The sequence below is a fragment of the Fulvitalea axinellae genome (assembly GCF_036492835.1).
Taxonomy (GTDB): domain Bacteria; phylum Bacteroidota; class Bacteroidia; order Cytophagales; family Cyclobacteriaceae; genus Fulvitalea; species Fulvitalea axinellae.
Genome location: NZ_AP025314.1, coordinates 4,414,072 through 4,440,461, shown reverse-complemented (window position 1 = coordinate 4,440,461; position 26,390 = coordinate 4,414,072). Strand labels below are relative to the sequence as shown.

Here is a 26,390-nt window from a genome sequence, read left to right as displayed (position 1 = left end):
CAAGGCTTTGTTTTTGGGTAAAAATCATGACTCAATTACCCTTTACCGTAACTTGGTAGGAATAGGAAAAGCCCCAAGGTTTAGTGAGATTTTTGGGTTTGATAAAAGTTACTTCCGTTCTGTTGCCCGGTTTTAGCGAGAACATAATCGGGTTTCCTTTCTCAGAAGTGGCGTTTTTCAGTTTTAACCTTACTTCCACAAAAGTCTCCGTTTTCATTCCGTTCAAAGCGATGAGTCTTGAACCTGAGTCTTCTTTGATCTCCTGGATAACCATTTTGCCGGGAACTACTTTCGCTGATTTTCCTTTTCCGGAAGTAGCGGTGGCCTTTCGTGTGTCCACGGGAGGTTTTCCAGGGTGTCGGGCGTAGACAGTTTGGCCGGTTGTTGGAGCTATCGTATTTCCGTTAGGTCCCCGGAATTTAGTGGCGATTGTCTGTGGTGCTTTGCCTTTTACGGGAGCGCCCACTTCGAAATGCAAATGTGGGCCGGAACTGTAGCCCGTGTTTCCGCTAAGTCCGATTACTTGCCCTGCGGTTACTTTTTGCCCAGGTTTTACCAGAGCCCCGTTTTTCTTAAGATGTCCGTACCGGGCGAAGGTTCCGTCATTGTGATAAATAACGATATGGTTGCCTTTGTTAAGAAAGTCCCGGCTGGTTCCGCCCTTGTCGTATCGTGTTTCCACATCCGTCACAATACCGCCTCTCGCAGCGCAGATTTCCGTTCCTATTGGCATTTCGAAATCCAGAGCCTTTAGGTTTTTATGGGAAAAATCCCCGTAATAGCCTTGCCCAATTCTGCTTTTCAAGCCGTGTTTGAAAGGGAAAACGTATGCGTGTTTCGTATCAGGCTTTAGGCTTGGATCTCCGGGCAGGAAAATATGACGTTCTCGGAACTGAGACATTTTTCCTTTCTGTGCGGTAAGCCTAAGCACTTCCATGTTAGAGGCTCCGGCGGGAACTACCGTGAACGAATAGTCTTGGCGGGACGGTGTCATGTTTTTCAAGACTGGAAACTCAATTTTGAGCTGGGCGGGATATGATGCCGGATTGTCGGCGTAGAAAACAATAAGGCCACTTTTGATTTCTTTGTAACGCAGATGTTGCTGGTCGGAGCCTGGTTGTGCCGAAGCAAACACTGTGAGCAAAAAAGCTGGAATGATGAGTGATAATATACGCATATATAGAAAAACGCTTGTTGATAACGCATTGAGGTGGTGTCACCGAAAAAGTTCTTACCGGTTTCTATTATATAACGGAAAAACATTAGCGGGTTATGATTTTCAACTCGTCATCTCCGATTTTCTCTTTGGAATAAAGGTGGCCGTTAAGTGCGGGGGCGCCAATGCCTTTCCCGAATCTTTTTGATGCGGTGAAAATTCGGGCTTCGTCCCAAAGTCCTCGTTCTGCCAAGGCTTCTATAAAGCGGGCGCCACCCTCTACAAAAACTGAGTGGATATTCCGGCGATAAAGGTTGGCTAACATGGCCTCGATAAAATTGTCTTCGGGAAGCGCCACATTTTCAAGTGCGCCGTGTGTTTCCGAATTCACCAAGTTATAGCGGATCGTCGGTTGTTTGCGGTCCAAGAGTTTAAGGTTTTCCGGCAAGGACAAGCCCCTGTCGATAACGATTCGGAGCGGATGTTCGCCAGTCCAGTCCCGGACTGTTAATTCAGGATCGTCATGGAAGGCGGTATTTCTGCCTACCAGAATCGCAGGCTCTTCGCTTCGCCATTTGTGGACGAGTTTTCGGGATAGCGGAGAACTGATCCATTTTGAATCGTAATTTTCACGCGCAACGAAGCCGTCGTCGGTCTGGGCCCATTTCAGGACTATGTACGGCCGTTTTTTTTCCATAAATGTAAAGAAGCGGCGGTTCAGCCATCGGCCTTCTTCTTCCAAAACGCCGGTCTCCACTTTAATACCGACCTCTTCCATTTTCCTGATGCCTTTTCCTCCAACTAGCGGGTTGCTATCCACATTGCAAATTACGACTCTAGCCGGCTTGAGCCGGGCCAGAAGTTCGGCGCAGGGAGGTGTTTTGCCGTAATGCGCACAAGGTTCCAGCGTTACGTAAACATCGGCCCCTTGTACCAAGGCTTCGTTTCCCGTATTGCGTACGGCCAACACTTCGGCGTGGGGCTCTCCGGCTTTTTGGTGCCAGCCTTCGCCAATTATCTTTCCGTCACGGACAATTACGCAACCAACCATCGGGTTCGGGTAAGTGGATCCCAATCCCAAGCGGGCCAGTTCAAGTGCCCTGCGCATATATGTTTCGTCAATACTCATGGTTTTCGAGGAATTTCGGTGAGGATTAGAATTGCCGGGCGATAGTGGTCCGCTCGGTAACATTTTTGATTTCCGACTCACGGAAGCCGAAGTTACGAACGCTTGGCGCAAAACGAAAATCCGAGAAGGCACGCACGAAATAGACTATGTTGGTATACTTGATTCCTTTGATTTTGCTATTGGGGTATTCGGCCATTACGATGGAGCGCTGGCTAAGCGTCAATAAAGCGGCGTTGGCTTTGCTGACGGGCGTTGCCGTGTGGTTACTTTACTTGAGTGTGCCCGAGTTGGTGTCTTGGCCTCCGCATGAGGTGCCTGATATCAGGGCGGAAAGGGAAAGTATTTCCGAACGGGCCATAGTGACTTCTACGGGTGAGATCGCCGAAATTATTTTTTTCCTGATGGCGGCGCTGACTATAGTCGAGTTGATAAATGGAAACGGGGGCTTCGACTTTATTTCAAGATTGATCAGAACCAGAAGCCGGAAAAAGTTGATTTGGGTATTTGGTCTGACCTCCTTTTTCTTGTCCGCTTTGCTAGATAATCTCACGGTGACGATAATAATGGTCGCGTTGTCGCAGAGTTTGGTGGCTAATGAAGAAAAATTTCGCTGGAAAGTCGCTTCCGTTATCCTGATCTCGGCAAATGCCGGCGGTGTTTGGTCGCCCATCGGGGATGTGACCACAATAATGTTGTGGGTAGACGGGAAGCTGAGCACAGGGCACCTTTTCGGAGCATTGTTTATTCCGAGTTTTGTGGCGGCTGTTGTTCCGTTGATTATCCTGAGCCCGGGAACCAGAGGCTTGATTGACGAGCCGCAACCGGAGTCGATGATGCTTAAAGGCGCCTTGGGGCAAAGCGGAAGCGTGTTCGCCATCGGGGTGCTCGGTTTACTTACGGTACCGATGTTGCGCGGGCTTACGGACCTTCCACCCTTTTTGGGAATGCAACTGGCCTTGGCCCTTCTTTGGATTTATGTGGATGTCACCTTTAAGGCTTACCAAGTCGACTTCGGTCCGCAGTTGCAGGGACATCAGGCTATTCGGAGAATAGATATGCCTACGATTCTTTTCTTTTTGGGAATACTGTTGGCGGTGGACGGGATGGAGGCAACCGGGCATTTCGGGGCGTTGGCCCGCTGGCTAAAGGCCAAAGTGGGCGATGTGTTTCTGATCAACGGAGTTATCGGAGTGCTTTCCGCCATTGTGGATAATGTGCCTCTGGTGGCGGCTTCCGTGGAAGCTTTCGGAGATAGTCAGGAGGAAGTTTTTGATAAGGACGGGGCTTTCTGGACGTTCTTGGCCTATTCGGCGGGGACGGGAGGCAGTCTGACAATTATCGGCTCGGCGGCGGGGGTGGCGGCTATGGGTTTGGAGCAAATATCATTTGGCTGGTATTTGAAAAAAATGGCTCCTTTGGCTTTGGCCGGCTTTCTGTCGGGAGCCTTGATGTTTATATCCGTGAACTGATCTTGTGATAATTGTGAAACAATACGGCGCTGGCGATAAGCAGGAGAGAGCCAAACACGATTATCCCCGTAATTTTTCCCATAAGAAAGGACGTAATGAAAGGGTCAATAGCCGAATAAGCGTAAAGAGCCGAGACCAATAAATAAAGGGCTCCTGAAAGCGTAAGCCAAGCGCCGGCAAAAAAGATGTTTTTCTTTCCGAATAAAGTTTTCATTATCGCTTGACGTTTACGGTGCGGGGAGTATAGATTCCGAGCGTCAAGACGCTTAAGAGGCCGTCTCCGAAAGTTGATTGGTGCGTGATTTCGTAATGCCTTCTACCTTCCGCCATCGACTTTGAATCGACTTCGTTGAGTTTTACCAGACCAAACACTAGATAATGCTCTTTTTCGCTGGCACTGACGCCGAGTTTTGGGCCTGAGCCTACTTTGAATTGCGAGACATAGCAGGAGGTCATTATCAAAGGCATGGCCATTACGAGGGTAAGAAGCAGGAAGGGTTTAATGTGTTTCATATGATTTTTTATTAATAATCTACAGTTTATATGAATTGTTTCACGATGAGTCTTGACTTTTTTATGCCTAATATCATACCATTCGTCTGTTCATATATGAGAATAGTTTGAATTAGGATAGAATATTACTTCGAGTATGAATACGGGCTATTTTCTTTTCTTATTGGAAACCAAGCTGTAAATAGCAGGGAAACTTGATTTAATATTCATAAAAATCTTATATACTGTATTTTTGTGTTTTTTTAAGTTTTATCCGTTGCGTTTGTGGGTCTTGTGAATTGCTTTTCTTTTTTGATTTTTATTATTTTTAGATGTCTAGTGTGAATTTGGTTTAATTATAAAATGAGTCAAATGCTGAGAATTAAAGGTTCTGTCGTGAATTCAATGAGCGGATTGGCGCTTAAGTTGTTGGGAGAGGGAGATTTTGCGGGCTGGCTGGAGGCTTTGGAGGCCGATTCCAAGGCGCTGATGCGGGAAGGTGTGTATGCGACGGATTGGTATTCGGTTCATGACGGATTGCTCCATCCGGCAGAGGTTCTGGCTGAAGTTTCGGGAAAAACCAATGAGGAAATCGGAAGGGAACTGGGTGAGTTTGCGGCTAAAAAAGCAATGACGGGAATCTATAAGGCATTTGTAGATTTTCGGTCGGCGGAAGGGCTGTTGAGGGAAACTGCCAGAATCATCGCCGCATATTATGACGGGGTAGAGGCCGAGGTAATATGGAACGGAAAACGGGACGTGTCTATAATTATAGGCGGAATGGCGGGTGCCCACGAGATTTTACAGCACAGAATGATAGCCTGGGCTTCCGTGGCCTTGGAAAATACGGGAGCCAGTAATGTGAGGGGAGAGCTGGAAGCGACCAAGGGGCAAGATTTGACGCTTCGGTTTCGTTGGAGCTGATTTCTATTTTGGCCCGAAAACCTGCGAGAGATCAAAGAAGCCGAATGAGCGTTTGTAGGCTTTGAATAGGTTTTGGGCGTATTCGTCGTACAGCTCCCCGAACGAGTGGAGGATTTTCGCCTTCACTTCCACGTTGCTACTGAGAATGTCGTGCAAGGTTACGGTAGGCAGGGCGTAAATCCGAGCTTTTTCGGAGGTGACAATGGCGTGGTATAAACGTTTGGAGTTGTCGAGCAGGGCATTTTCACCGAACATCATGCCGGGCGCCACGTCGAAAAGGCTTTCGAAACCCTGGCTCACATCAATGGATAACCTTACGTTTCCGGTTTTCAGTAGATAAAAAGCGTTGCTGGGGTCGTTGCGGAAAAAGACAACCTCGTTTTCGGAATAATCGCGCAAGTACATATGCGGAGCGAAAAGCGCCATTTCCCGATAGGTGAGATCCTTGAAAATAGGGTTTTTGGCAAGGAAGGAGAACAGCTCCAGTTCCGATTTCGAATATTTTTTTTTGCCGAAGTTCAGGATGTCAATCATCGGGTTCCGTAATTTTTATTTCCAATATCCTCAGGGTCGAAGACGTGACTTTATAGCGATTGTCCGGACGCATTCCCACCACCCAAATAATGTCGCCGTCGCTTTCCAGTACGCTGACCTGCTCTTTGAAGTTAAGCGGAATTTTATTGTCGATCATAAAATCGCTCAGTTTTTTCATGCCCCGCATTCCCAGTGGTGAAAATTTGTCGCCCGGGCGCCAAGTTCTCCACAATATGGGAAAACTGATTTTGTCGGCGTCGAGGCTGGCTATGGCCGGGTTTCTCGGCAGTTTATAGCCTGTGGCCCCGTGAACGCTAAAGCTCAGTTGGTGGCTTCCCATTCTGGTTTCGTCTTGGTTTTCCAGAATTTCCACCTCTTCTTTTTGGCTTTGGGCATGCTTGCTCACGATCAGTTTTTTACGATCGATAAGTAAGCGATGGCTTTTACTTTCGAATCTCTTTCCCGCCTGTCTCTTTTCCTTCAGAATATCCAGCGATTGGGCGAAAGTGAACCCGAACGGCTTAAGAAGTTCGGAAAGCATCACGTCCGGGTCTTGCTCTTTGGCCAATATTGGAATATCGATTATAAAATCGTGACCGATATTTTCGCAAGCTTTTTCCTTTAGCGTTTTAATATGATTCTCAAAAATCCTTTCCGTAGCGGATAGCCGGCGGGTAGTCTTGGCCATCGTTTTTTCCAATTCGGGGTTAATCCGCCGAAGCAAAGGCACGACCTCGTGGCGGATAAGGTTCCGCAAATACTTCGTGTCTTGGTTGCTTTCGTCTTCTCGCCAAGCGAGGCCCCGTTCCGTAGCGTAATCCAGCAACTCTTTTCGGGTGAAAATACTGAGTGGACGAATCAAACCTGGACTTTTGGCTTTGATACCCCTAAGTCCGGCGATTCCGGTGCCTTTTGCCAGATTAAAAATCACCGTTTCCACTGTATCGTTCAAGTGGTGGGCGGTGGCCACCGAAGCGTATCCGTATTCTTTTTTCAAAGTCTCGAACCAAGCGTAACGAAGCTTCCGAGCGGCCATTTCGATAGAAATATTTTCTCTTTTGGCCACATCCTCCGTATCGAAAGAGATTCCGTGGAATGGAACGCCAAGGTCTTTCGCCATTTTCCGGACGAATGTTTCGTCGGCGTCGGAGGCTTCTCCGCGCAGTCTGAAATTGCAGTGTGCGATGCCGAAGCTGAATTCGGCGTCGGCGAACATCCGGGCCATAACGACGGAATCAAGCCCTCCGCTGACGGCCAGCAGTATCTTGTCGTTGGGAGAGAATAGCCTATCCCGCTCTATGAAGTTCCGGAAACGTCTTTGCGTCATATTTTTTGCTAACTTTGAACCTTTCGCTTTTCCGTTGTGGCTACCGTAAGCCTTGCGCCTTGCGAAATTAATAAATCGGCGCTTAAGCGCCCTTTTGTGGCGCAGGGGTTTATTGTTCTGGCAAAAAAAAGCAGGAGAGTACCAAATCCGGTTTGCCCGACGTTTTCAATATGTGAGAAATACGGAAAAGCCTTGGTTAAGTTAAAGAATACATACCCAAATAATCGAATGGGACAAAGAATAAGACTGTTTGCTGTGGCCTTGGTCTCGCTGATTTTCTTCGGAGGAGGGGTTTTGGCGCAAAAAAAAGAGAAAGTAGACGCTAAGGCCAATAGCACCAAGAGACTCAAGTTGCCGGGCAGTACGAAAAGTGACGTAAAGCTGGTCGGCGATGTGGTGTTTACTTTTCTGAAGCGTGACGCGACCATCGAAAGTGATTCGGCCTACTATTTCAAAAGAAGGGGCGTGATGGAGTGCTACGGTGATATCGTGATCCATGAGGGCGACTCCGTAACCATTACCGGTGATTTCCTGATTTATGATCAGAGACAACGTTTGGCTAAAGTCCGTGATAACGTAATTATGGACAACAAAAAGTCGCGACTTTACACCGATAACCTTGACTATAATATCCTGAATGAATCCGCTTCATACTTCAAGGGTGGCCGAATTGTGGACGATGTTAACGACTTGACCAGCCAGCGGGGTTATTACAATACAGTAACCAGAATGCTGAGTGTGGGCGGTGACGTGGTTTTTGTGAATCCGGATTACACTTTGGAAACGGATTCCATGATTTATGATATGAACACCAAAATAGCCACTACAATTGGCTATACGAAGGTGACGCGTTCGATAGACAACATGATAAGCGAGTCTCCCGAAGGGGGAACGTACAATGCCGGGGCCGATATTCTGGAATTTGTCAACGGAACGATCAAGACCGAAAGTTACGAGCTGGAAGGAGTGAAACTCTACTACGATAAAGCGAACTCCGTTTACCGTGCCAAGGGCGATGTTCGCCTGTTTTCCATTAAAGAGAATATCATAATTACCGGCGACGAGGCGGTTCTTGACAAGCGGGTTGGCATTTCCAAAGTATACGGAGGCAGGCCTGTTATGCGCAAGATTTTCCCCCAAGACACGTTCTATTTGAGGGCGGATACGCTGGAATCCATCGATCAGGGTGAAGGCGGGCGTAAAGAATTGCTGGCTTATCACAACACGGTCATATACAAAAGCGATGTTCAGGGCTTGGCGGATTCATTGAGTTACCATATCAGCGACTCGCTGATTTATCTCTTTGATGAACCTGTGCTGTGGAATGGCGGAAATCAAATCACGGCGGATTCGATCAACATCCTTATCGGTAAGGCCGGGGCCAAAAGAATGGATGCCAGAAAAAACTCATTTGTCGTAATGCAGGACTCTTTGGGGAATTTCAACCAACTCAAAGGCCGAGATATGACAGCGTACCTGAACGGGGAAGGTATAGAGCACATCGACGTGAACGGAAACAGCGAGAGCCTTTTCTATGCGTTGGAGGAGAAGAAAGACGAACTGATCGGGCTGAATAAGCTGATCTGTAGTGATATGAAGATAACTTTCAAAGACGGATCGCCGGACATTATTCGGTTTTACCAAAAGCCGGAAGGCAAACTGATTCCTCCGCATGAGATAGAGGAACCGGACACCCGCCTGAAGGGCTTCAGTTGGCTGGATGCCGAAAGACCGTTTCTGAAAGACCATTTGCCTGTAAAACCGACGATAAAGCCCGGAGATTTGGAAAAAGCGAAAAAAAAGAACGCTCCGGTGAAGCTTGAGTAAGCCGAAAGGCCCTAAACACTAACTTTTTGTTTGACAGGTATTTTCTACAAACCTATATTTGCGTACTTATGCGAAAACTGTCTGGATTTTCATATTGGATATTGGCGTTGGCAATGGCCGCGGGCCTAAGCTCTTGTGCGGGCCGTTTCCGAAAGCTTCAAAAAAGCACGGACGTAAAGGCTAAATATGCCGGAGCGAACGCCTTCTATGAGGAGGGGAAATATTATAAGGCATCGGTGCTTTATGAGGAGATTCTTCCGGTATTGAGAGGAGCCGAAGAGGGTGAGGACGTGTTGTTCAAGCTTGCGTATAGCTACTATAACCGTAAGGACTTCGACCTTGCTTCGCACTACTTCCAGCGGTTCTACAATACCTATTCGAGAAGCCCTAAGGCCGAGGAGGCAAATTACATGTATGCGTACTGTAAGTCGCAGAACTCCCTGAGGCCGTCCCTTGACCAGACCGCTACAAAAGAGGCGGCGGAAGCCATGCAGGCTTTCTTAAACCGCTATCCAAGTAGCGAACGCAAGGCCGAGGCGACGAAAATTATTGACGAAATGCAGGAAAAGCTGGCATTGAAAGCCTTCTTGACCGCAAAACAATATTACAAGCTACAGCGTTTCAAAGCGGCGGTAGTGGCTTTCGACAATTTCAGGAAAAGCTTCCCGGATTCGAAACATAACGAGGAAGGACAGTTTCTGAAGATCAAAGCGGAGTACGATTACGCTCACCAAAGCTATTCCAGACGGCAAGAGGAGCGTTATCAGAAAGTGGTCGATTTCTACGAAAGCTTTATTGACAGCTACCCCGACAGCAAGTACGGCAAAGAAGCCGGGCGCCTGTATGACACATCGCTTGAGCGCTTGCGCGAGCTCAAGTCACAGAAGAAGAGTTAAATCACACTTATTATAATTCATTTCCCAAAAGTAAAATGACGAAGCCTAACAACAAAGCGAGCGTACAGACACGTAACTTGAATGATTTGGCCAACCCTACAGGCAATCTTTACGAGTCTTTGGTCATCATCGGGAAAAGAGCCCGGAGCCTCTCGACTAACATGAAAGAGGAGCTGAGCAACAAATTGGCCGAGTTTGCTTCGACGATCGACAACCTCGAAGAGGTGCACGAAAACCGCGAGCAGATCGAGATCTCGAAATTCTACGAAAGACAAGCCAAGCCTACTACAGTGGCTACGGACGAGTTCTTGTCGTCGGATTTGGAGTGGAGAAAGCGTTATCAGGAAGACTAAGCTTCGGCTTAGTTTCTTGTGAAATCTTTCTTGCTAAGGAACACTTAAAGAATATCTTCCCTCTTGGGACATCGGGTTGATGATACATTCATCAGAAAAAGTACCTAATACGTAATACCTGATACCTAAGACCAAGGATTTATTCTTTTATAATTCCTAAACTAAGATACATATGCTCCAAGGAAAGAAAATTGTCTTGGGGGTTACCGGTAGCATAGCCGCATACAAGGCGGCGAGCCTGATTAGGCTACTGGTTAAAGAAGGGGCGGAAGTGAGAGTCATATTGACCACTTCCGCTTCTGAGTTTATTACCCCCCTTACGTTGGCCACGCTTTCGAAGAATCCGGTACTTAGCGATTTTCACAGGGGAAGAACCGGCGAGTGGAACAGCCACGTAGAGCTTGGCCTCTGGGCCGACCTTATGTTGGTGGCTCCCGTAACGGCGAAAACCCTGTCACAAATGGCTTCCGGGCACTGCGACAGCCTGTTGGTGGCTACGTATTTGTCAGCCCGTTGTCCGGTGCATTTCGCTCCGGCCATGGACTTGGACATGTACCAACACCCAAGTACCCTGCGGAACATCGAGGCGCTGAAGTCTTACGGCAACGTGTTTATCGATGCGGGATACGGCGAACTGGCCAGTGGCTTAGTGGGCGCTGGTAGGATGGCCGAGCCCGAAGAGATCGTGGAGCATGTGCGCAACCATTTCTCGGAAGAGCAATCGTTGGCCGGAAAGAAGGCGATGATTACCGCCGGACCAACTTACGAGGCTATCGACCCTGTACGCTTTATCGGAAACCACTCTAGCGGTAAGATGGGTTATGCCATTGCGCAAGCGCTTCTTGACCGTGGAGCTGAGGTGACCTTGGTTAGCGGTCCTACGCATTGTCACTTGACGCATCCGAATCTTGAGGTTGTTCCGGTCGTGTCGGCCAAGGAGATGCTGGAGGCTTGCGAAGAGCGTTTCGACGATTTGGATATCGCCGTTATGGCTGCCGCCGTGGCGGATTATCGTCCTAAAGAGGTTGCGGAGCAGAAAATCAAAAAGAACTCGGACGAGTTCTCGATCGAATGCGAAAAGACCGAGGATATCGCCAAATCGTTGGGCAAGCTGAAGACGACCCAATTTACCGTCGGGTTTGCTTTGGAAACCGAGAACGAAGAGGACAACGCCCTTGGCAAACTCAAGAGAAAGAACTTCGATATGATCGTGCTGAACTCTTTGAATGATAAAGGAGCGGGCTTCGGTCATGATACGAATAAGATTACGATTATCGGAAAAGAAGGCGACAAGCGGGAATTTGCGCTGAAGTCCAAAGACGAAGTGGCGCACGATATCGTGAATGCCATAGTCGAGAAGCTTGAGAACGGGCCGTTGGTGGTCTGAATCTGAAAGTTCCGATATAACGGAAAAGAGGCCGTCCGGACCGGGCGGCCTCTTTTCGTGCCTTGCGCCGAACGTGTCCGCGGTTTCGGCTAAGGTTTTTCCCGGCAGGGAATAAGTACCAAACCGGGAATGCGGACGTTGCAACATTGGCGGAGCTGTGAAGTGTCGCCGAGGGCCAAGTTGGCCGGAATGATTATCTTTGTAAAATGATGCCAGAGAAAAAGAAAGACATACGCAAGCTGAGCGCCAAGCAACTGAAGGAATTCTTTGTGGCGAACGGGGAAAAAGCCTTCCGCTCGAAGCAGGTTTGGGAATGGCTTTGGAAGAAGTCGGCCACGGATTTTGACAGTATGACAAACCTGTCGTTGAAGACCAGGGAGCTGTTGAAAGAGCATTTCGTCTTTAATCCGGTGGAAGTACACACCAGCCAGTTGAGTTCGGACGGTACCGTAAAGTCTGCTTTTCGCCTTGCCGACGGCAATCTGGTGGAAGGCGTACTGATTCCGGCCGAGGACAGGATGACGGCCTGCGTATCGTCGCAAGTGGGGTGTTCGCTTAGCTGTAAGTTCTGCGCTACGGGCTATATGGACCGCAAGCGGAACTTGGATCCGGCCGAGATCTACGATCAGGTCGTGCAGGTGAAGCGTCAGGCCGAAGAGCGTTACGACCAGCCTTTGACCAACATCGTGTACATGGGTATGGGCGAGCCTTTGCTCAACTACGCCAATATGATGAAGTCTATCGAGCGGATTACCGCCGAGGACGGTTTGGGTATGTCGCCGCGGCGGATTACGGTAAGTACCGCCGGCATCGCCAAGATGATAACCAAGATGGCTGACGACGAGGTGCGTTTCCGTTTGGCATTGTCACTGCACGCTGCTAACGACAAGAAGCGTGACACCATCATGCCGATCAACGAGACGAATACCTTGGAGGCTTTGGCCGAGGCGTTGAGGTATTTTTACGAAAAGACCAAGAACAGGATTACGCTTGAGTATATCGTTTTCCATAATTTCAATGACGGGGAAGAAGACGCCAGGGAGCTTTTGGCTTTCGCCAGAAAATTCCCTTGCCGAATCAATATTATCGAATACAATCCGATAGCCGAGGCCGATTTCCAAAATGCCGAGAAAGACAAAATCGACGCTTTTGCCGAATTCCTCGAAAGAAAAGGCGTTACGGTAAACGTAAGGCGGAGCCGAGGCAAAGACATTGACGCCGCGTGCGGTCAGTTGGCTAACAGGGAAAAGGAAGCGAGCTGATTTGTTCGGAAAAGGAAGTTTATCTTACGTGTCGTTTCCCTCGGATTTTCTCCATTCTTACAGGCTGTTTTACATTTCCTTAAAGCTTAGTATATTCCGTTAGGATAAGGATACGTAGCAAGAACCTCTCGATTGTATGATCGGGAGGTTTTTTGCATTATAAGAAGTCGTTTTTCCTTCGAACAAAAACAGTTAACACTTTGAACCAAATGTGTTAACTGTTTCGGTCAATTCTCTTAACTGTTTTGCCCAAATGTGTTAACACTTTTGATCGAAACAGTTAACACATTCAACCCAAACCCTTAAGGACTTTGGTTGAATGTGTTAAGGGTTTGGGCCAAAACATACTTGAAGTCCGGGTAAAACGCTTTGATATAACGGGATAACTTACCTGCGACTTCTTTTTTGAGATTTTGGGAAAAGAGAAAGCCTCCCTGTACTGGGGAGGCTTTCTCTTTTATAACGAGTATGTGTTTTTGGTCTAGAAGAAGAAACCGGCGGTTACCTTGAAGTTCAGGTCGCTGTGGTCGCTAAAGGCGAAGGGCGTATCCGTAGTGTAAATGTCACGGCTTCCTACACCGGGAAATGTGATCGTTTCGTTTTGGATACTGTAAGGCGAGTGCAATGTTTTGTACTTGTCGCTAATGATGGCCAAGTCAACATACCAAGTTTTGTCGCGTACGCCGGCACCGAAGGTTACTTGGCTCCTTGAATAGTCGAAGTCGCTAGCTTCCTTTTTGATAGGGTTGCCTTGGTGGGCGTACCCAGCCCTGAAGCGGAAAATGTTGAGGCGGTACTCGCCGCCTATTCTGTAGTTGACGGCGGTTTGGTATGTGTCGTCGATCTGGTCGTTGATGCCGTCCGTTTCGAAGTCATTCGACTCCACCCGCGTCTGGGCGTAATTGACCCAGTCAATATCGGCGGTGATAAAGCCCCGCTTCTTGAAGAAATACGCGGCGCCTAACGAAACTTTCAGCGGAGTGTAAAGGGTCCATTTGGATTCGTAAATGGGACTTTCCGAAAACTCGTTACCAAGAGTGATTGTCTCGCCGGGTGTCTCCCCTGAGGCTACATACCTGAAAGCCTCAACGTATTGGTCTTCGTCTACAAACTGGCCGTAAGTGTACTTTGTCCCTTCCCTGTAGCTGGCGTCGAGCCTAGCGTCCGATTCCTCGTTTAGCCAATACACGCTCGGGCTGGTAAAGCTGAGTCCCAAGTTAAGCTCGGGTGTCGGCTTGGCGATGATGCCCAAGGTTGCGTCAATTCCCACGCCGTTGTTTGTGTAGTTTTCGGAGAGGGTTTGGTTTTGAAGCGCTTGGTCTTGGTACTGCTCGTTGAATGTGCTTGTTCGCTCGTAGTCGAGGAAATTCAGCCCTACGCCTATACCGGCGAAAAGGATGTCCTTGTAGTTTCCGCCATAGGAGAAGTTCCATTTGTAGGTGCTTCCTGATGTCTCGATGGTTTCTTCTTGTCTGGTAGGGTACTGGTCGTTCGGCACGTCACCGGGATAAAGCCTGTTGATGTCCTGATAAACCGGGATGTTGGTCTGTCCCGCCTTGGGTTTGAAATCGTAGCGGTCAAGAACAAAAGCGCCCCGGGCCAAGTCCGTGTAGAATCCGTTGTTTTGGATAAAGAAATCGTTGATGTCCGTGACGGTGTTCAGCCCTGAATAGTTTATAGTGCTGTTGAAGTCGTTGACTCTGGAGAAGGAAATGGCGAAAGAGCCGCCTCGCCAGTCGCTGTCAACGAGATCGTCCAAAGTATTGTTGATAACGACGCCCAGTTGCGGGACGTTGAATGTCGTTCTGCGTTTGTCGGTTCCGTTGCCCAGGTAGTCCGTGGATATATTGCCGAAGCCGAGCCCAAGGCTTATCGTGGCTTCCGAACGGCGGAAGAAACCTAGACCGGCGGGGTTGGACACCGCCGCGCTGATATCGCCGCCGATGGCTGTTTGGGCACCGCCCATCGCAGAGATCCGGGCCGAACCTCCTTGTGTTGTTTTGCTGAAGTCGAAGGCCCTGTCAACGTATTGGCCGAAGGCTTCGGTTCCTAGAATCGAAACGTTAAGTATAAATAGCAAAAATAGCTTTCTCATAATCACACACTCTTTACTGATTTTACTTGCTCGTTTGGCGTTGAGCCAATTCCCTACTTGGACCTTTTCTTTCTGGAAAAAAGGCTTGAGAAAACGTTTTCATTATGACGGGTACGGAAAAGTTTAGATCCGTAAGATTGGTAGGCAAAGAACATTCCCTGTGAGAGGCTGTGGCGTCTTTGCGTTGTTGAAAAAGAAAACAGGAAACCGATTTGTTTCGCTTTCCTGTTTTTATTGATGACTAATGGAAACCGACCGGAAATTTTCTGGCCTAGCTTCATGAAGCTAGGTTTTGAGACGCTTGGGTTTAGTTTCCTCGGCTTCTGGAAGAGCTTCTGCTACTGCTTCCCGAAGATCTAGAAGACGATCTGGACGAGGAGCCCGAAGAGCGACTTCTTGAGTAGGAAGAACGTGAACCTGAAGAGGAACTTCTGGAATAAGAAGATCTTGAGCCTGAGTAATTGCTTCCTGAAGAATATGACCTTGAACCGGAATTAGAATAACTTCTGGAAGTGCTTCTGCTTCTTGGTGAGGAGTAGCTTCTCGAACCGCTTGAAGACGACCTGCTAGGCTGTACAGCCGGCATTGTTTTCCTGACCGAAGAGCTGTAACGACCCGAATTGCCAGCGCTTCTAGAGCTTCTGCTCGATGAGTTGGCTATGCGGCTTCGGCTACCCGATGTTCTTGGTAACGCACCTTGGCTTCTTTGGAAATACTCGTTCTGGGTGGCGGCATAATTACGCGAGCGTGAAGACGATCTGGAGCTTCTCACATTCGGAGACGCGGACCTCGACATTCTGCTTGAAGAATTTGAAATGGAACTGCGGGAAGATGTTCTGCTACTTCTAAGCCCGGTGACTTCGCTTCTGCCTCTTCTGCTACTGCTGGCGGGGATATAACCTGTAGACCCTCCGCGTGAAGGGGCCGATCCCCTGACAATTCTCCTGCTGTTGCCGCCATTCTCTGGATTTACGATAATCACGTTGCCATTTCCGTAACCATAATGCGGATATCCGTAACGATAGCGGTTGTGGTGCCAGCCATATGCGTAAGCCGGTCCCCATGGGCCGTACCAAGGGTTGTAGAACGGATCGTAGAATGGATCGTAGGCTCCGTAATAAGGGCTTCCCCAACGAACGCCATAACTCCATGTCGGGCCCATACTCCATCCCCAAGGACCTGTGGCGTAGCCAAAGCCAAAGGAGAAGTTAGGCTGAACCCAATTGTTCCGTTGAGGGCGTCTTTCGGAGGCCACTTCCTTTTTATCGCCGTACTTTTTATAAGTCTCTTCGCTCATTACGTAATCGGCGGCGCTGAAAAGTTCGCTGTAGTCGGAGGTGTCGTCAAGCGTGTCTAAATTGGCGACGAAGGCTAGCGAGTCCTGGGCCAAAGCCTGGCGCTTGTATCTCTCGATCAAGTTTGGGTCTACGGTACGGGCCGAGTAGTTTTCGTCGGTACTGTAGGTTTTGGAAGAGGCGTACGCCGTGTTGGAAAGCGCTTGCTCCCTTTGTGATATCTTGATGGCTTTCGCCTTTTGGCGATCTTTCGAGTTGAAGTACATATCGTCGTACTCTCCTTGGGCCGTCGCTTGGCCGTGGAATAACACCAAGGACAGGATCGCCATCAGTGTTATCGAAAATAAGTGGGTCGGTTTCATCTCAATCCTTTCGTTTGGGTTCTGTCCTTATGCGAAACATCGAACGATCCGGCTTAATTATCAATGGAGAATCACTTATATTTGTGTTTTTCCAAAATAGCCGGCACCTAGAGGCAACCTGTTAGGACTATAACGTCCGAACGGCTAAAAATAGCCGTAATATCGTGGAAATGAAAGGCTTTTTCCTTGTTTGTCTCTGGTCGATGCTTTCTTGGGGTTAGCCTTTTTCCGTTATTACGTAGGGATTATCTCACATCCTTACATACTAGACGCGAAATTAATGCCCGGGGTTGCGTATGTGTGACTGTTATAGTTAAAAACGAAGAATCGAATCAAAAAATATAGATTGTCATGAGCAAAGGATTGCCAAAAAGAAGCGATGACTACTCCGCTTGGTACAACGAGCTGGTCAAAAGGGCCGATTTGGCCGAGAATTCGGCCGTAAGGGGATGCATGGTCATCAAGCCTTACGGTTTTTCCATCTGGGAAAAAATGCAGCGTACTTTGGACGATATGTTCAAGGAGACAGGACACGTGAACGCTTATTTCCCGTTGTTCATCCCGAAGTCTTACCTGAGCAAGGAAGCCGACCACGTTGAAGGTTTCGCCAAGGAATGCGCCGTGGTGACTCACTACCGTTTGAAGAATGCCGAAGACGGAAGTGGCGTAGTGGTAGACCCGGAAGCTAAGCTCGAAGAGGAGCTTATTGTTCGCCCGACTTCGGAGACCGTGATTTGGAACACATACAAAAACTGGATCCAGTCGTACCGTGACTTGCCAATCCTTTGCAACCAGTGGGCTAACGTGGTCCGTTGGGAAATGCGTACCCGCCTTTTCCTCCGTACGGCCGAATTCCTGTGGCAAGAAGGGCACACCGCCCACGCCACCAAGCAGGAAGCTATCGACGAGACTAAGCTTATCCTTGACATCTACGCTGATTTCGCCGAGAAGACTTTGGGCGTTCCGGTAATCAAAGGTGTTAAAACCGAGCAAGAGCGCTTTGCCGGAGCCGTTGACACTTACTGTATCGAGGCTTTGATGCAGGACGGAAAAGCTTTGCAGGCCGGTACTTCTCACTTCCTCGGCCAGAATTTCGCCAAGGCTTTTGACGTGAAGTTCGCCGATAAGGAAGGTAAGCTCGAAATGGTTTGGGGAACGTCATGGGGCGTAAGTACCCGTTTGATGGGCGCGTTGATCATGGCGCACAGCGATGACCAAGGTTTGGTGCTTCCTCCTCAGTTGGCTCCTATTCAGGTTGTGATCGTTCCGATTTTCCGCAAGGATGAGGAATTCGAAAAGATCAGCGCCGAGGCCGACCGTATCGTAAAAGAGCTTAAGGCTAAAGGAATCAGCGTAAAATACGATAACAGAACTACGCATAAGCCGGGCTTCAAATTCGCTGAGTGGGAATTGAAAGGTGTTCCTGTTCGTATCGGTATCGGACCGAAAGATTTGGAAAAAGGAACGGTCGAGGTTGCCCGCCGCGATACTTTGACCAAAGAGTTTGTTCAAGCCGAAGGCGTTGAGACTTACGTTGAGAACTTGTTGGCGGAGATTCAGGAGAATATCTATAACAAGGCTAAAACTTACCGTGACGAGCATATCACGAAAGTTGACACTTGGGACGAGTTCAAGGACGTGCTCAAGAACAAGGGCGGATTTATATCTGCACACTGGGACGGCACAAACGAGACCGAGGACAAGATCAAGGACTTGACCAAAGCCACGATCCGTTGTATTCCGTTGGACGCCGAGGACGAGGATGGCGTTTGCGTATTGACAGGCAAGCCATCGAAGCGTAGAGTATTGTTCGCGAAAGCGTATTAATTGGCGGTCTTGGGTATCAGGCATTACGTGTTGGGCACTAAGCCGATAAGTGTGACTTGAACCTGAGATCCGGATAAGGAGGCTATTCTTTAATAGTTCCTTTGAAATAGATATTGTAAAACGAAAACGGCTCCGCTTGGGGCCGTTTTTATTTATGCGAAAAGAAGTTGGCTTTTTAGTTGGGGCGAAAAAAGAGGCTGTCTCGTGTGTTTGAGACAGCCTCTTTGTATATAAACCGGGGCGAAAGCCCTTTGTGTTTGCCTTATTTTGTAATCATATCGAAGCCGGTGTACGGAACCAAAACCTCAGGGATCTTGATGCCTTCCGGTGTCTGGTTGTTCTCCAACAACGCGGCGATGATTCTCGGCAATGCCAAGGCACTACCGTTGAGCGTGTGTAGAAGCTCGTTTTTCTTGCTGTCGTTCTTGTAGCGGACCTTGAGCCTGTTGGCCTGATATGTCAGGAAGTTACTGATTGAGCTGCACTCCAACCATTTGCATTGTCCGGCGGAGTATACTTCCATATCGAAAGTAAGGTGCGAAGTGAAAGTCAAGTCGCCACCGCAGAGACGGAGTACGCGATACGGAAGGTTAAGCTTTTCGAGAAGTCCCGTAACGTGAGCGCACATTTCCTCATGCGCTTTGGCTGAATCCTCTGGCTTGGTGATCTGAACGATTTCCACTTTGTCGAATTGGTGGAGGCGGTTCAGGCCACGGACGTGCGCTCCCCATGATCCCGCTTCGCGGCGGAAGCAAGGCGTGAAGCCAACGTTTTTGACCGGAAGGTCTTTTGCGTCCACGATTACGTCGCGGTAAAGGTTGGTGATCGGCACCTCGGCGGTCGGGATCAGGTACAGGTTCTCGTTTACGAGCTGGTACATCTGGCCTTCCTTGTCGGGCAACTGTCCGGTGGCTACGCCAGAGGCTTCGTTTACCACTACCGGAGGCTGGACTTCGGCGTAACCCGCCTTTACGGCCTCGTCGAGGAAGAAGTTGACCATGGCGCGCTGTAGGCGAGCGCCCTGTCCTTTGAATACCGGGAATCCCGCTCCGGCGATTTTGTTGCCGAGTTCGAAATCAACGATATCGTATTCTTTGATCAAATCCCAGTGGGGTTTCGAGCCTTCGGGAAGCGATGGGATCTCTCCGTGTTCGGAAATTACCTCGTTGTCCTCGTCGCTGTTGCCCGGCTTTACGGACGGGTGCGGGTAGTTCGGGATGCGGTAGAGCTGTTGCTTGAGGTCCTCCTCGGTTTGCGAGAGTTCCTCGCCAAGGCTTTTGGCTTCCGTCTTAAGCGAGGAAGTCCGGGCCTTCACCTCGTCGGCTTCGGCTTTTTTGCCTTGTTTCATCAGCGCTCCGATTTCCCGGGCCAGCGATTTCGACTCCGCCAACACAGCGTCTTGCTTGGACTGGAGCGCGCGTCTTGAGTCGTCCAGCTCCAATACTCGTTGGAGAGCTTCTTCAGGATTCTCGAATCGTTTCAGCTTTAGGCTGGCGATGATATCCTCTTTGTTTTCCCTTATTTCTGAGATTTGCAGCATGTTTCAGACTTTATTGTCATCTGCAAGTTATGAAATAATAGAAAACAGAGGAAACAAAAACGGGCCTCCGTTCGTGTTTTCCGCATAGGTTTCGCAACTGGCGGGGCAGTCTGTTGAAAAAGCGGCAAAATACTTGTATAAAGTCCAGTAATGTAGCGAATCAGGGCGGGTTATGGAGCCGGTAAAAAAAGCATATAGCTCTTGACTATTGGATAAACATATCCTATACTTGCGAACACAACTACGCCTTACATCGTTGTCCTTCTATCCGAAACCGGATATTTTTCATTCCAGCAAAAAATCATTTCAAACCACAGTTTCCCACCGGGTAAGTAAACACCCAGTTTGAGAAATCAAATCATTTATTCCGCATTTAGTATGTACAATATCGAAGAACTGAGCATGCGTCTCCTGTCTGAGTTGCGGGAAATCGCTGAAGAATTAGGTCTTAAAAACTATAAAAGGCTCCCTAAAAAAGAGTTGATATACAAAATACTTGACCAACAAGCTATTACCCCCGAAGATAAACTTCCAAAGAAAAAGGAGACAGCTGCCAAAGAGCCTGAAAACGCTCCGGCAACCGATGATAAACCAGCTCCCGCACCTCGCAAACGTAACCTTCCGAAAAGGGAGAATGTAGCTAAGGATAAAGGAGAAAAGAAAGTAATAGAAAAAAAAGCTCCGGAGAAAAAGGCTGAGCAGAAATCAAAGCCCAAGCCTAAACCAAAACCAAAAACGGCCACTGGCGGAACTGACTTGCTGAAATCCTTTACGGAAGAGGCGAGCGGAGCTGTCGCCAATAAGCCTAAGCAACAGGAAAAAGAACCGGAAGCGCCACGCGCCGAAGAGCCTGTAGCAAAGATCCCGGCAAGGAAGTCTGTAGTAGACACTCCGGCTCCGACACCGGCCACAACCGAAGACAAAGCGGAACCGGCCAAACCGGTATCCGAGATCAGAAGAAGAGTTGTGCCGAAAGCCGCCCAGAATATGGCTGAGGAAAAGCCTGTTACGAATATTCCTCCGCGCAGAGAGGTGAACGTAAACATGGCGGATTGGTCGCAGAAAGAAGAGTCGCAGGAAAAGAAACCGGAGCCGACCGTACCTTCGCGCCAACAACCTGAAAGCCAGGAAAACGCACCTGCACCAACACCGACGCCAGCGCCAGCGCCGACTCCCGTGCGTCGCAGAACGCCGTCCGGACAGGGAAACTATTCTCAGCAGGCCGGAAACGTTAAAGAATTTGACGGCCTTATTTCTAATGAGGGCGTATTGGAAATCATGCAGGACGGATACGGATTCCTCCGTTCAGCAGATTATAACTACCTCGCCAGCCCGGACGATATCTATGTTAGTCCATCGCAGATTAAGCTGTTTGGCCTGAAAACAGGTGATACGGTACGTGGCCAGATTCGTCCGCCGAAAGAAGGAGAGAAGTACTTTGCGCTGTTGCGCGTGGAAAGCGTAAACGGAAAAACCACCGAAGAAATTCGCGACAGGGTTTCTTTCGAATACCTTACACCGCTTTTTCCAACAGAAAAACTTAACCTCACTACTACGCCTAGCGAATACTCTACGAGGATTCTTGACCTGTTCGCTCCTATCGGTAAAGGTCAGCGTGGTATGATCGTGGCCCAGCCTAAAACAGGTAAGACTGTTTTGCTGAAGCAAATAGCGAATGCCGTTGCGGCCAATCACCCCGAGGTTTACTTGATGATCTTGCTCATTGACGAACGCCCTGAGGAAGTGACGGACATGGCCCGTAGCGTAAACGCCGAGGTTGTGTCATCTACTTTCGACGAGCAGGCCGATCGCCATGTTAAGGTATCGAGCATGGTTCTCGAAAAAGCTAAGCGTATGGTAGAGTGCGGTCACGATGTTGTGATCTTGCTTGATTCGATTACCCGTTTGGCCCGCGCTTATAACACTGTTATCCCGTCGTCGGGTAAAGTGCTTTCCGGTGGTGTGGATGCAAACGCGCTTCACAAGCCTAAGCGTTTCTTCGGTGCCGCGCGTAACGTTGAGGAAGGCGGATCGTTGACGATTATCGCCACCGCTTTGATCGAAACAGGTTCGAAGATGGACGAAGTGATCTTCGAAGAGTTCAAAGGAACGGGCAACATGGAACTCCAGTTGGACCGCAAGCTTTCGAACCGTCGTATTTACCCTGCGATCGACGTTCCGGCTTCGGGTACTCGTCGCGAGGATTTGTTGATGGATCGCGAGACACTCCAGCGCGTATGGATTCTCCGCAAGTTTATGTCCGACATGAATTCGCAGGAATCTATGGAATTCCTGCTTGAGCGCATGAAAGGAACCAAAGACAATATCGAATTCCTTTTGTCGATGAACGGCTAAAGGCGATAAATTCCAAGACTTTGAAAGGGCGATCGCACAAAGCGATTGCCCTTTCTTTTTTTACATGTATAAAGAATGTTTTAGTTGTTGTTTTTCCAGATGGTGAAAAAATAATAAATCATATCCCTTAACTTTCAAAACACTTTTTTTATTCGAAAAGCTTGATCTTTTTGATAGTCATCAAACGATTGTTTTGTTAGTGCGTTGTTCCGCAGAATATTCATTTGGTTAACGTTTTTTGATTTGCCGCTAACGCAATCATTTAGGTGTCTTTAATCGCTTTGCGAATCCCGACCAATATCCCTATTTTTGTCCGGCAAATAATGAATCCTAAATTATTTGCTATGTCTTTGGACGAATCGAAATTTCTCTTTGAGGCGCTCACCTATGACGACGTCTTGTTGGTTCCAGCTTTTTCGGAACTCCTCCCTCGCGAGACGGACACCTCAACCTTCCTTACCAAGAATATCAAGCTAAATCTTCCCCTCGTTTCCGCAGCGATGGACACCGTTACGGAGTCGGAAATGGCGATTGCGATGGCGCTTGAGGGCGGAATCGGTTTTATTCACAAGAATATGAGCATCGAGAAGCAGGCCAAGCACGTGCGTCGCGTTAAGCGTTCGCAGAGCGGCATGATCATCGATCCCGTGATTCTTGATGTGAACGCTAATAGCGGAGACGCTTTGGGAATCATGCGTGAGTACAAAATCGGCGGTATTCCTGTTGTGGACGCCGACGGTTTCCTGAAAGGGATCGTGACTAACCGCGACTTGCGTTTTGTCAAAGACATGACTATTCCGGTTGTGGATATCATGACTAAGGATGACCTGATCCTCGCCTCGCCGGGTATCAGCCTCGAAGAGGCCGAAGACATGCTTCAGCGCCATAAGATCGAGAAGCTTCCGATCGTTGACGAGAGCGGAAAGCTGAAAGGCTTGGTCACTTACAAGGATATCCTGAAGAAGAAAAGCAAGCCGAACGCTTGTAAGGACGAATTCGGCCGTTTGCGTGTTGGTGCCGCTGTTGGTGTTACTCCGGACATCAAGGAGCGCGTGTCTGCTTTGGTGAAAGCTGGAGTAGACGTAATCTCTATCGACACCGCTCACGGACACTCGAAGTTTGTGATCGAGTCGTGCGCAAGAATCAAAAAGGAATTCCCGGATACTGACCTTATCGTAGGTAACGTGGCTACTCCGGCCGCTACTTTGGCTTTGATCGAAGCCGGTGCCGACGCCGTGAAAGTGGGTGTGGGCCCGGGTAGTATCTGTACTACTCGCGTAATCGCCGGTGTTGGTGTTCCTCAGCTTTCGGCCGTTTACGAATGCGCCAAAGCTGCCAAGGGAACAGGCGTTCCGGTAATCGCCGATGGCGGTATCCGTTTCTCAGGCGACCTTTGTAAGGCGATCGCCGCTGGTGCGGGCACTGTAATGATCGGTTCTCTGTTGGCCGGTACGGACGAGGCTCCGGGCGAAATGATTATTTACGAAGGACGTAAATTCAAGTCGTACCGCGGAATGGGCTCGCTTGAGGCCATGGAGCACGGATCGAAAGACCGTTATTTCCAGGATGCTGAGGACGAAGTGAAGAAGCTCGTTCCGGAAGGAATCTCGGGTCGTGTACCTTACAAAGGGCACGCTTCTGAGATCATCTACCAAATGATCGGTGGATTGAAAGCGGGTATGGGTTATTGTGGCGCCGGATCTATCGACGCGATGCAGAAAGCCCAGTTCGTGAAGATCACGGCAGCCGGTTTCGTGGAGAGTCATCCGCACGATGTGACTATCACTAGAGAGGCTCCTAACTACAGCCGTTAATAATCCGGAACACGTTTCGGAAACACGATATTGAAAAAAACCGCGGGAAACCGCGGTTTTTTTGTTGCTCGCTTTTGGCTATACGGATGTCTAATTCCCCGAAAATCCATAAATTGCGTAAAGCGCTGTCTCGGTTGACGTAAAGTCGGGCGCTGTCGTTAGGCTTCGGTTGCGGTATTTGCCGCAGCTTGCGTAAGCCGGATACCTGAAGAGAAACTAAGCATGCTTCCGGATAAATATATTGCCAGAATAAGTGCGTTGTTGAGTTTGTTGGCTTGGTTGGCCATGCTGTTCAGCAACTTGGTGAAGGTACTGGGAGCCAGTACCAACGCTCCTACGGGCTTCCACTCCGGGTTGTCCGATTTTTTTCTGTTCGCGTTCGTGGTTTTTACCTACGTCTTTTTCCGCTATAAGGTCAACTCCAAAAGCCAGGTTAACATTATAGATTTGCTTTGGCGGGTTTTTGTGACCGGCTTAGTCGTCACTATCGTGAGTTTGGTGATTCGCGGCGTGGTGTTCGACCTTGGAAGTAAGCGGTTGGCCCAAAATCCGTTTTTTGTAAGTATCGTTTACGATATCAATTCGGGAATGATCATGGGCTTTTTACTCAGTACGTTTACCGTCTGGAAGAAGCTTGTCCTTTATCAAAAAACGAAAATGCTTGTCCGGATTTGGTACGTTTTCGAATACGGACTTCTGTTGGGATTAGGCTTTTTGGTGGCGGGAATCCATGGCGGGAATTGGCTTTTCAACGGCCTGTTGATCGTTCTGGTTATCCTTGCGTTGGTATTGTCCGCAAACCTCAAGTGGGTTGCTTACCTTAACTTTAAACAAAAGTGGAGAGGGATATTGCTGATTCTGCTCTCCATCATCTATCAGCTTTTCTTTTGGTATTCGCTCAATGATTTTTCATCTCAGTACCACTTGTTGCAACGTACTGAGTTGATGGAGCAAGTTACCGTTCTGGCCCTTTTCGCGTTTACGTTTATCTATTCGGTTTTCTCGCTGTTGGTGATATTGTTTAACCTGCCGACCACCTCTGTTTTCGAACAAAAGGCCTCTGAGATTTTCAATTTCCAAAGGCTCAGCCATACGGGAAATAACGGCAACAGCGAAGACCAGATTTATGATATTCTCTTGGACGGGTCCATTGGCGCCGTATTGGCGAATGCCGCTTGGCTTGATATTCTGAATAAGGACGAAGAACTGCAGCGGGTAAAGTCGCAGTTTATCAACGAAAAAGAAATCCGCCTGATTCGGGAATTGATAGACGATACCCGGATTCGTAAAAGTTTGGACACCGACCCCAACAAACGCTTCCGCCCCGGACGCTACACCGCTAGTTTGCCGCATAACCATTACCGATCGGTATTGGTGTTTCCGATGTTTATTCAGGATAGGAAAGTGGCGACGCTGTATTTGCTTAAAGACGTGAGGGAAGGCTTTAATAAGGACATGACCGAAATGGTCCGGACCTTTGCGAACCAAGCCTGTATCTCGGTCGAGAACTTCCGCCTGTTGCAGGAAGCTTTGGAGACGGAGCGTTACAAAGAGGAAATCAAAATCGCCAAACGCGTACAGCAACGCCTGTTGCCGGATCGTCTTGACACTAACGACGACGTCGATATCACGGCTTTCTCAAAGGCCGCTACGGAAGTCGGGGGCGATTACTACGACGCGTTTTCGATTGACAAGGAGCGGATGGCTTTGGTGATCGCCGACGTTTCCGGAAAGGGTATCTCGGCTGCTTACCATATGGCCGAAATGAAAGGCGTGTTCCAGACCTTGGCCCAGCAGGGGCTTGACCCAAAAAGCTTCCTAGTTCAGGCCAACCGCGCCCTGAGCCGTTGCCTTGACAGGAAATCTTTCATCACGGCGAGCTATTTTATAGCTGACGCCGAAAAGAAAACCTTGACCTTCGCCCGCGCGGGCCATTGCCCTACGCTGTATTACGATTCCGAAACCGGAAAATCCAGTTTGATTAAAGGCAAAGGCTTGGGGTTGGGTATAGTTCGGAACAATGATTACGAAAAATTCGTAGAAGTGAATGAAGTCCGTTATAAAGCGGACGATGTGTTGCTTTTATTTACTGACGGAATCACCGAGGCGCAGAACGACAACAAGGAACAATTCGGTGAAGACAAGCTAAGGGCTATCGTGGAGCAGAACGCCAAATCTACCCCTGAGGAAATCAGGAAGGCGATAATTGAGGCGGTGTACGATTTTTGCGGTAAGCGATACCTGGATGACGACTACACTACCGTGTTGCTAAAATTCAAAGGAGTCGAGAACGATTCCGCCAGACCGGCCCGTATGGCCAACTTTCAACGTTTTATCTCGTAAGAA

The 26,390-nt window shown here is 48.8% G+C and carries 20 protein-coding genes; 11 read left to right on the top strand and 9 right to left on the bottom strand.

Features of this window, described 5'->3' with window-relative positions:
- Window positions 1-31: 31 nt before the first annotated feature.
- The gene (locus tag AABK39_RS17220; protein ID WP_338392565.1) at window positions 32-1,177 is read right to left on the bottom strand and encodes a M23 family metallopeptidase; all 1,146 of its coding nucleotides are present in this window, start codon (window positions 1,175-1,177) and stop codon (window positions 32-34) included.
- An 85-nt stretch (window positions 1,178-1,262) separates the two neighbouring features.
- The gene (ribD, locus tag AABK39_RS17215) at window positions 1,263-2,285 is read right to left on the bottom strand and encodes a bifunctional diaminohydroxyphosphoribosylaminopyrimidine deaminase/5-amino-6-(5-phosphoribosylamino)uracil reductase RibD (protein WP_338392564.1); all 1,023 of its coding nucleotides are present in this window, start codon (window positions 2,283-2,285) and stop codon (window positions 1,263-1,265) included.
- 146 nt (window positions 2,286-2,431) lie between these two features.
- Here ribD and nhaD point away from each other — a divergent pair, with 146 nt between their 5' ends.
- Window positions 2,432-3,754 (top strand): sodium:proton antiporter NhaD, encoded by a 1,323-nt coding sequence (gene nhaD, locus AABK39_RS17210; protein ID WP_338392563.1) that lies wholly within the window; start codon window positions 2,432-2,434, stop codon window positions 3,752-3,754.
- On the opposite strand, the gene AABK39_RS17205 is transcribed toward nhaD, so the two are convergent.
- Complete coding sequence (locus AABK39_RS17205; protein ID WP_338392562.1) at window positions 3,738-3,968, bottom strand: hypothetical protein; 231 nt, start codon at window positions 3,966-3,968, stop codon at window positions 3,738-3,740. The two genes, nhaD and AABK39_RS17205, sit on opposite strands and share 17 nt — an antisense overlap.
- Window positions 3,968-4,267, bottom strand: a complete 300-nt coding sequence (locus AABK39_RS17200; RefSeq protein WP_338392561.1) for a Bor family protein — start codon at window positions 4,265-4,267, stop codon at window positions 3,968-3,970. The genes AABK39_RS17205 and AABK39_RS17200 overlap by 1 nt, the downstream gene beginning before the upstream one ends.
- 351 nt (window positions 4,268-4,618) lie before the next feature.
- Here AABK39_RS17200 and AABK39_RS17195 point away from each other — a divergent pair, with 351 nt between their 5' ends.
- Window positions 4,619-5,170, top strand: coding sequence for a hypothetical protein (locus AABK39_RS17195; RefSeq protein ID WP_338392560.1), 552 nt, complete (start codon window positions 4,619-4,621; stop codon window positions 5,168-5,170).
- A gap of 3 nt (window positions 5,171-5,173) precedes the next feature.
- Here the strand turns inward: AABK39_RS17195 and AABK39_RS17190 are convergent, their stop codons facing one another.
- Both AABK39_RS17190 and tilS read right to left on the bottom strand, forming a co-directional pair.
- Window positions 5,174-5,704 carry a Crp/Fnr family transcriptional regulator gene (locus AABK39_RS17190; protein ID WP_338392559.1) on the bottom strand — a complete coding sequence of 177 codons (531 nt, stop codon included), beginning with the start codon at window positions 5,702-5,704 and terminating at the stop codon, window positions 5,174-5,176.
- Window positions 5,697-7,031, bottom strand: a complete 1,335-nt coding sequence (gene tilS, locus AABK39_RS17185) for a tRNA lysidine(34) synthetase TilS (protein ID WP_338392558.1) — start codon at window positions 7,029-7,031, stop codon at window positions 5,697-5,699. Before tilS ends, AABK39_RS17190 begins: the two co-directional genes overlap by 8 nt.
- Window positions 7,032-7,259: 228 nt before the next feature.
- Here tilS and AABK39_RS17180 point away from each other — a divergent pair, with 228 nt between their 5' ends.
- The 5 genes from AABK39_RS17180 to rlmN all read left to right on the top strand — a co-directional run bounded on the left by AABK39_RS17180 (window position 7,260) and on the right by rlmN (window position 12,756).
- Window positions 7,260-8,858, top strand: coding sequence for an OstA-like protein (locus AABK39_RS17180; protein WP_338392557.1), 1,599 nt, complete (start codon window positions 7,260-7,262; stop codon window positions 8,856-8,858).
- Window positions 8,859-8,926: 68 nt separating this feature from the next.
- Window positions 8,927-9,754: an outer membrane protein assembly factor BamD gene (locus AABK39_RS17175; protein WP_338392556.1), complete on the top strand. Its 828-nt coding sequence runs from the start codon at window positions 8,927-8,929 to the stop codon at window positions 9,752-9,754.
- A 35-nt stretch (window positions 9,755-9,789) separates the two neighbouring features.
- Window positions 9,790-10,107, top strand: coding sequence for a DNA-directed RNA polymerase subunit omega (locus AABK39_RS17170; RefSeq protein WP_338392555.1), 318 nt, complete (start codon window positions 9,790-9,792; stop codon window positions 10,105-10,107).
- A 172-nt stretch (window positions 10,108-10,279) separates the two neighbouring features.
- Window positions 10,280-11,494, top strand: coding sequence for a bifunctional phosphopantothenoylcysteine decarboxylase/phosphopantothenate--cysteine ligase CoaBC (coaBC, locus tag AABK39_RS17165; RefSeq protein WP_338392554.1), 1,215 nt, complete (start codon window positions 10,280-10,282; stop codon window positions 11,492-11,494).
- A 206-nt stretch (window positions 11,495-11,700) separates the two neighbouring features.
- Window positions 11,701-12,756: a dual-specificity RNA methyltransferase RlmN gene (gene rlmN, locus AABK39_RS17160; protein ID WP_338392553.1), complete on the top strand. Its 1,056-nt coding sequence runs from the start codon at window positions 11,701-11,703 to the stop codon at window positions 12,754-12,756.
- Window positions 12,757-13,237: 481 nt separating this feature from the next.
- Here rlmN and AABK39_RS17155 read toward each other — a convergent pair whose 3' ends face one another.
- Window positions 13,238-14,851, bottom strand: coding sequence for an OmpP1/FadL family transporter (locus tag AABK39_RS17155; RefSeq protein WP_338392552.1), 1,614 nt, complete (start codon window positions 14,849-14,851; stop codon window positions 13,238-13,240).
- A 307-nt stretch (window positions 14,852-15,158) separates the two neighbouring features.
- A complete protein-coding gene (locus AABK39_RS17150) occupies window positions 15,159-16,508 on the bottom strand; it encodes a hypothetical protein (protein WP_338392551.1) in 1,350 nt (449 codons plus the stop codon).
- A gap of 351 nt (window positions 16,509-16,859) precedes the next feature.
- Here AABK39_RS17150 and proS point away from each other — a divergent pair, with 351 nt between their 5' ends.
- Window positions 16,860-18,335, top strand: a complete 1,476-nt coding sequence (gene proS, locus AABK39_RS17145; RefSeq protein WP_338392550.1) for a proline--tRNA ligase — start codon at window positions 16,860-16,862, stop codon at window positions 18,333-18,335.
- 262 nt (window positions 18,336-18,597) lie between these two features.
- Here the strand turns inward: proS and serS are convergent, their stop codons facing one another.
- Complete coding sequence (gene serS, locus AABK39_RS17140) at window positions 18,598-19,875, bottom strand: serine--tRNA ligase (RefSeq protein WP_338392549.1); 1,278 nt, start codon at window positions 19,873-19,875, stop codon at window positions 18,598-18,600.
- A gap of 378 nt (window positions 19,876-20,253) precedes the next feature.
- Between serS and rho the strand changes: the two genes are divergently transcribed.
- From rho to AABK39_RS17125, 3 genes are all read left to right on the top strand, one after another.
- A complete protein-coding gene (rho, locus tag AABK39_RS17135) occupies window positions 20,254-22,230 on the top strand; it encodes a transcription termination factor Rho (RefSeq protein WP_338394701.1) in 1,977 nt (658 codons plus the stop codon).
- 344 nt (window positions 22,231-22,574) lie between these two features.
- Window positions 22,575-24,044 carry an IMP dehydrogenase gene (guaB, locus tag AABK39_RS17130; protein WP_338392548.1) on the top strand — a complete coding sequence of 490 codons (1,470 nt, stop codon included), beginning with the start codon at window positions 22,575-22,577 and terminating at the stop codon, window positions 24,042-24,044.
- 222 nt (window positions 24,045-24,266) lie between these two features.
- Window positions 24,267-26,387, top strand: a complete 2,121-nt coding sequence (locus tag AABK39_RS17125; RefSeq protein ID WP_338392547.1) for a PP2C family protein-serine/threonine phosphatase — start codon at window positions 24,267-24,269, stop codon at window positions 26,385-26,387.
- The last annotated feature ends 3 nt before the right edge of the window (window positions 26,388-26,390 follow it).